Genomic DNA, 4,992 nt, shown 5'->3' with positions numbered 1-4,992 from the left:
GCTTGACCCGCGGCCACAGCCCGCGGGACATATCCCCGCACGGGTCAGTTCTCGATGAAAACCCCGGGTCAGTTCTCAGCGAAACTCAACAGCCAGGGTGTCGGGGTCGCCCGCGAGGGGCTCGCGGCCGAGCGACGTGCACCAAGCCTCGTAGGCCCCCCAGGCCGAGCGGTAGGCGCGGCGGGTGCCCTCGCCGCGGGCGCGGGTGGCATAGACGGCGGCGCGGGCGGAGAGCTCCCGCAGCTCCGCGGCATGGGCGGCGGCGCCGGGAACGCAGAGGTCGCCCAGCAGACTGGTGTGCAGGACCAGGGATCCGGGCGGAGGAGGCGGCTGGGGCAGGGGAGGCGTCTTGCTGGCGTCCATGGGGCAGCCTAGGCTGCCATGTTCCGTCCGCTGAAGATCTAACGGATGGAATGGACGGGATCCAAGGAATAGCCGCGCCGATCTGGGAGGTATTTCAGAAAGGGGGTGAAGCGCCCGCGGCCGCTAGCGTCCTGGAACCCCACGTGAGTTGCCCGGGCCTGACCGCATCCTGCGAAGGAACACCTCCCCAACCTTCAGTGCGTCCTCGGCGCAGCGATAACCCAGCCGAGATTGGCTGAGAACGTCGCCATCTACTGAGTAGACCTTCCACAGCCAAGGCGCGGTCGGCTTCCCGACCCTCTCGATGCGCAGGTAACTGTCTCGCTTGGTCAGCGGGTCGGAGCGGAAATCAACGGCATGATCCATCCGGGCTTCCTAGCGGATCGGCCCTGCTGGACCAGCCCCGAAGATTGCCGGCGCGAAGGTGTGATCAGGAATGGGAGACACGGGTTTGCGTTGTCCTGGGGCCGCTTGAGCAGCCGGAGGACATCGCAGAGCCTTGGGATGTCGAGGTTCATCCGATCCTGGAGACAGCTTGGTCAGGATGCACAGGCTATCCTAAGCTGCCGCTCCTCGCAGCGCGGACGACGCAGCCCGATGACGATCAACATTGACACCCTGAGCGAAGACGAGCTGGTCGACCTGAATCGGCGCATCGTGGAGCGCCTCCGCTTCCTGCAGCACATGCGGGCCCACAAGCAGATGCTGGAGTTCAGGGTTGGTGACCGGGTCACCTTCCAAGGCGACGGGCGGGGCACGGTCGAGGGCATGCTGACGCGCTATAATCGCAGGACGGTCACGATCGTCACCGACGATGGACGCCAGTGGAATGTCTCGCCGTCGCTCCTGTCGAGGGTCACAGCTGCTGGGAAGGAGCCCCACGCTTCCTCGAACGTCATCCGGCTGAAATAGTCACCTCCGCCGCACTCCTTCCGCGACTGAGGCCTCCGTGGTGTCGAGCCCGAGTTCCTGGCGCATATGCGCAAGGCTCGCCGGGTCCGTCGCCTGGTGGTCCAGCATGAGGCGCCGCAGGGCAGAAAGACCCGCTGCCGTGATGTAAGCGCGATACGCCACCCGGGCCGGCCGGATTTCGATCAGGCCGAGCAACGCTCTCCCGCCCGCACCATCCGAGAAGAGGGAGAACGCGTGGAGGGGAGGAGCTTACTCCGGACGTGGATGTCCTCCAGGTCCGGCGCTAACGACGCTCGGCATCCTCGTCGGTCGTCCGAGCATCGGCCTCAGCTCTGTCGGACGACGCGTCCACCGGCATGTTCCGGCGCTGCTCCAGGTAGTCCGAGAGTCGGACGAACAGGCATTCCTCGCTCAGCATTGTGTCAGTGGTCCCTGAAGTCGGAGACCTATCGAACGCCTCTCGGGCGCGAAAGCTGCTGTGCTGCAACATGCGGCCAGGGGGCAGACAATGGGCTCGACGGGGTTCGCACAAACCGTGACCTCCTGACCCGAGCCGCGCTGGTCGGTTTTGGTGCGCCGCACGAGGACGCGGAGACCTCGGCCGGGGACGACTTCCACGCCGTCGAGGGCGGCTCCGCGAGCTTGCTCGGGCGCTATGCGGCTCCAAAGCCGATGTGCAGCAGGGCACGGTCACGCGCCGCGAGCGCGGATGTGGGGAGGTGCGGGTCACGCGGCTCCCGTGCAGCCCCTAGCTCTCGTCCACGAGCCGCCGTAGGGCCGCATTGGCGCGCCCCTGCCATCCCGGGCCTGAGGCGCGCAGCCGGTCCAGCACGTCCGCGTCCAGGCGAAGAGAGACGAGCTTCTTCGTGGCCGCGGCTTTCGGGCGCCCACGCCGGATCACCTTGTCCCCCTCCCGGATCTCGGCCCGGGCGAAGAACTCGGGGGTCAGCTCCGGCGGGTCGTCGGGGTCAGGCAAACCCGATTTCCCTTGCAGCGGCGGCCGTGGCACGCGGATCGTAAACCGTTCGAGATGAGTTTCCAGCAGGAAATCAGCCATGCCAATCTGTGGGACCTATGGGTCAGAGGCGGCACGGCTGATCCAGGCGGCCGCTGATCTCAGCCCCGGTATCATCGAGATGCGGAATCAGATCGAGCGGGACCGCCGGCTGCCGATGCCGCTGGTCGAGAGACTTCGGGAACTCGGCTTTTTTTCTCTCTGGCTGGCCAGGGGCTTTGGCGGCCCGGAACTGAGCCTGACCGACTTCGTGCAGGTTGTCGAAGCGCTGGCGCGATCGGACGCCTCGGTCGCTTGGTGCGTCACGAATGGCGGCGGTTACGCTCGCTTTTCGGGCTTCCTGCCCGAAGCCGTTGCGCGTCGCATCTTCGTGGAGGAACGGGCGGTGGTGGCCGGAAATATGGGCCCCCTTGGCAAGGCTGTGTCGGTGCCAGGCGGGTACAGCGTGACCGGTCGCTGGCCCTATGGCAGCGGCATCATGCACAGCAACTGGGTACTCGGGGGCTGTGTCGTGCTCGACGGCGACACGCCCCGCCGCAGGCCGGATGGCGCGCCCGACGCTAAGATCGTGTTCTTCCCGACTGCCGCGGCGGAGGTCATCGACACCTGGGAGGTCGGCGGCCTGCGCGGCACTGGAAGCCATGACTACCGCGTCGCCGACTTGTTCGTGCCCGACTCCCACACCGTGTCACGCACGGGCCATTCGCCACTGCTCCCGGACCCGCTCTATGCTCTACCTTTTCACACCGCCTTCGGGGTTACCATCGCCGCAGTGCCGCTTGGCATTGCGCGCGCCGCCCTCGATAGCCTCCGAGAACTGGGCGCCGCTAAAACCCCTCGGACCGGCTCGGCGCTGCTGCGCGACAGGCCCGTGATCCAGGCAGCGGTCGGGCGTGCGGAAGCGTCGCTGCGCGCGGCCCGGGCTTTCCTGCTCGAAGCTTGCGATCAGGCCTGGAGTGCCACATCGGCCGGTACGTCACTCTCCCTCGAGCAACGAGCTTTGGTGCGGCTGGCCTGCGCCCAGGTCGCGGAAACCGCAAAGGTCGTGGTCCAGACCACCTACGACGCCGGAGGGGGGACATCGGTTTACGAAAACTGCCTCCTGCAGCGCTGTTTCCGGGACGCACATGCGGCAGCGCAGCACATCCAGATCCAAAGCGGCAACTTCGAGACTGGGGGCCGCGTGATGCTCGGATTGGAGCCCGGCACGCCAATTCTGTGACGGTGGTACTTTCAGGACAGCCGGAGTTGGCAGCAAGCGCGCCGCCCCAAGCCGTGCTTGTTGGCCACCAACCGGTCCCTGCAGGCCGTGGTGGCGGAGAAGCTGTCGCAGCATTGGTCGCCCCAGCAGGTGTCCGGCTGGCTTGAGGCGGCATATCCTGACGACGAGGCCATGCGGGTGTCGCACGAAACCATCTACAGGAGCCTGTTCATTCAGGCTCGCGGCGTCCTGAAAAGAGAACTGCTGGCGACACTCCGGAGCCGTCGCCTGATGCGTCGTGCCAAGACTTCCACAACGGAAGGACAACCCAGAGGGCAAATCATCGACGCCGTGTCGATCCGTGAACGCCCATCCGAAATTGAAGACCGCGCTGTTCCAGAGAAGTGGCCCAGGGAATCTGAACAGGTTGGATGAGTGGAGTTTCTGCCTGACGGCGGCCAGGATGGCCGCAGGTTAGGAGAGACGATGAGCAAGCGACCTCGGCGGAACCATTCTCCGGCCTTCAAGGCGAAGGTGGCGTTGGCTGCCGTGAAGGGCGAGAAGACGCTGGCCGAGCTGGCCCAGCAGTTTGACGTACACCCGAACCAGATCACGACCTGGAAGACCCAGCTCCTGGAGGGAGCTGCCGGGGTGTTTGGTTCCGAGGCGAAATCGGACCCGGCCACGCCGGCGGTGGACGTCAAGACGCTTCACGCCAAGATTGGCGAGCTGACGCTCAGCAATGATTTTTTGTCCGGCGCGCTCAGCAAAGCCGGCCTGCTGAGCGCAAAGCGATGATCGACCGCGAGCACGCCCTTCCCGTCGCCAGGCAGGCGAGCCTCCTCGGGATCAGCCGGGGCAGCGTCTACTACCTGCCACGACCGGTGCCGGCGGCCGATCTCGCGGTCATGCGCCGGATGGATGAGCTGCACCTGGATTTTCCATTCGCGGGGAGCCGGATGCTGCGTGATCTTCTGAACAAGGAAGGCGTCGAGATCGGCCGATGCCATGCTGCGACGCTGATGAAGCGCATGGGCATCGAGGCGATCTACCGCAAGCCGAACACGTCAAAGCCGGCGCCGGGCCACAAGATCTACCCGTATCTGCTGCGCGGGATGAGGATCGAGCGCCCGAACCAGGTCTGGGCCATGGACATCACCTACGTGCCGATGGCTCGCGGCTTCGTCTATCTCGCCGCCGTGCTCGACTGGTTCAGCCGCCGGGTCCTGTCCTGGCGGGTGCCGATCAGCATGGAGGCAACGTTCTGCGTCGAGGCACTGGAGGAGGCAATGGTCAAGCATGGCCGGCCCGACATCTTCAATACGGATCAAGGGTCGCAATTCACCAGCCAGGCTTTCACCGAAGTGCTGCTCAAGGCCGACATCGCCATCAGCATGGATGGCAGGGGTGTTGATTTGCACTGAGAGCTGACCCTGTAGGAGCCGAAGTTTTCGCCGAGAAATGACCCGTGTCTGTTCACCTCCCCGGCCGGATGGTCGGG

General features: G+C 65.6%; 5 protein-coding genes and 2 pseudogenes. 4 read left to right on the top strand and 3 right to left on the bottom strand.

From position 1 onward, the window contains the following. Positions 1-75: 75 nt before the first annotated feature. Positions 76-363, bottom strand: coding sequence for a hypothetical protein (locus tag BUB97_RS25215; protein WP_073140669.1), 288 nt, complete (start codon positions 361-363; stop codon positions 76-78). Positions 364-960: 597 nt separating this feature from the next. On the opposite strand from BUB97_RS25215, the gene BUB97_RS25210 reads away from it, so the two are divergent. Next, entirely contained in the window at positions 961-1,275 is a 315-nt protein-coding gene (locus BUB97_RS25210) for a mechanosensitive ion channel domain-containing protein (RefSeq protein WP_073140666.1), read from the top strand. On the opposite strand, the gene BUB97_RS25205 is transcribed toward BUB97_RS25210, so the two are convergent. Then, positions 1,276-1,470 (bottom strand): hypothetical protein, encoded by a 195-nt coding sequence (locus tag BUB97_RS25205; protein ID WP_073140664.1) that lies wholly within the window; start codon positions 1,468-1,470, stop codon positions 1,276-1,278. It lies immediately after the preceding gene. A 553-nt stretch (positions 1,471-2,023) separates the two neighbouring features. Then, positions 2,024-2,251 (bottom strand): BrnA antitoxin family protein, encoded by a 228-nt coding sequence (locus BUB97_RS25195; protein WP_073140658.1) that lies wholly within the window; start codon positions 2,249-2,251, stop codon positions 2,024-2,026. 79 nt (positions 2,252-2,330) lie between these two features. Here BUB97_RS25195 and BUB97_RS25190 point away from each other — a divergent pair, with 79 nt between their 5' ends. From BUB97_RS25190 to BUB97_RS25175, 3 genes and pseudogenes are all read left to right on the top strand, one after another. After that, positions 2,331-3,512 carry an acyl-CoA dehydrogenase family protein gene (locus BUB97_RS25190; protein WP_073140655.1) on the top strand — a complete coding sequence of 394 codons (1,182 nt, stop codon included), beginning with the start codon at positions 2,331-2,333 and terminating at the stop codon, positions 3,510-3,512. A 114-nt stretch (positions 3,513-3,626) separates the two neighbouring features. Beyond that, positions 3,627-3,780 (top strand): annotated as a pseudogene (locus tag BUB97_RS27535) (IS30 family transposase); the annotation flags it as partial. A gap of 197 nt (positions 3,781-3,977) precedes the next feature. After that, positions 3,978-4,900 (top strand): annotated as a pseudogene (locus BUB97_RS25175) (IS3 family transposase); the annotation flags it as partial. Between the last annotated feature and the right edge of the window lie 92 nt (positions 4,901-4,992).

Source organism: Muricoccus roseus (assembly GCF_900141905.1).
Lineage (GTDB): Bacteria > Pseudomonadota > Alphaproteobacteria > Acetobacterales > Acetobacteraceae > Roseomonas > Roseomonas rosea.
The sequence above is the reverse complement of the archived record's forward strand: the minus strand, read 5'-3'. Positions and strand labels throughout refer to the sequence as shown.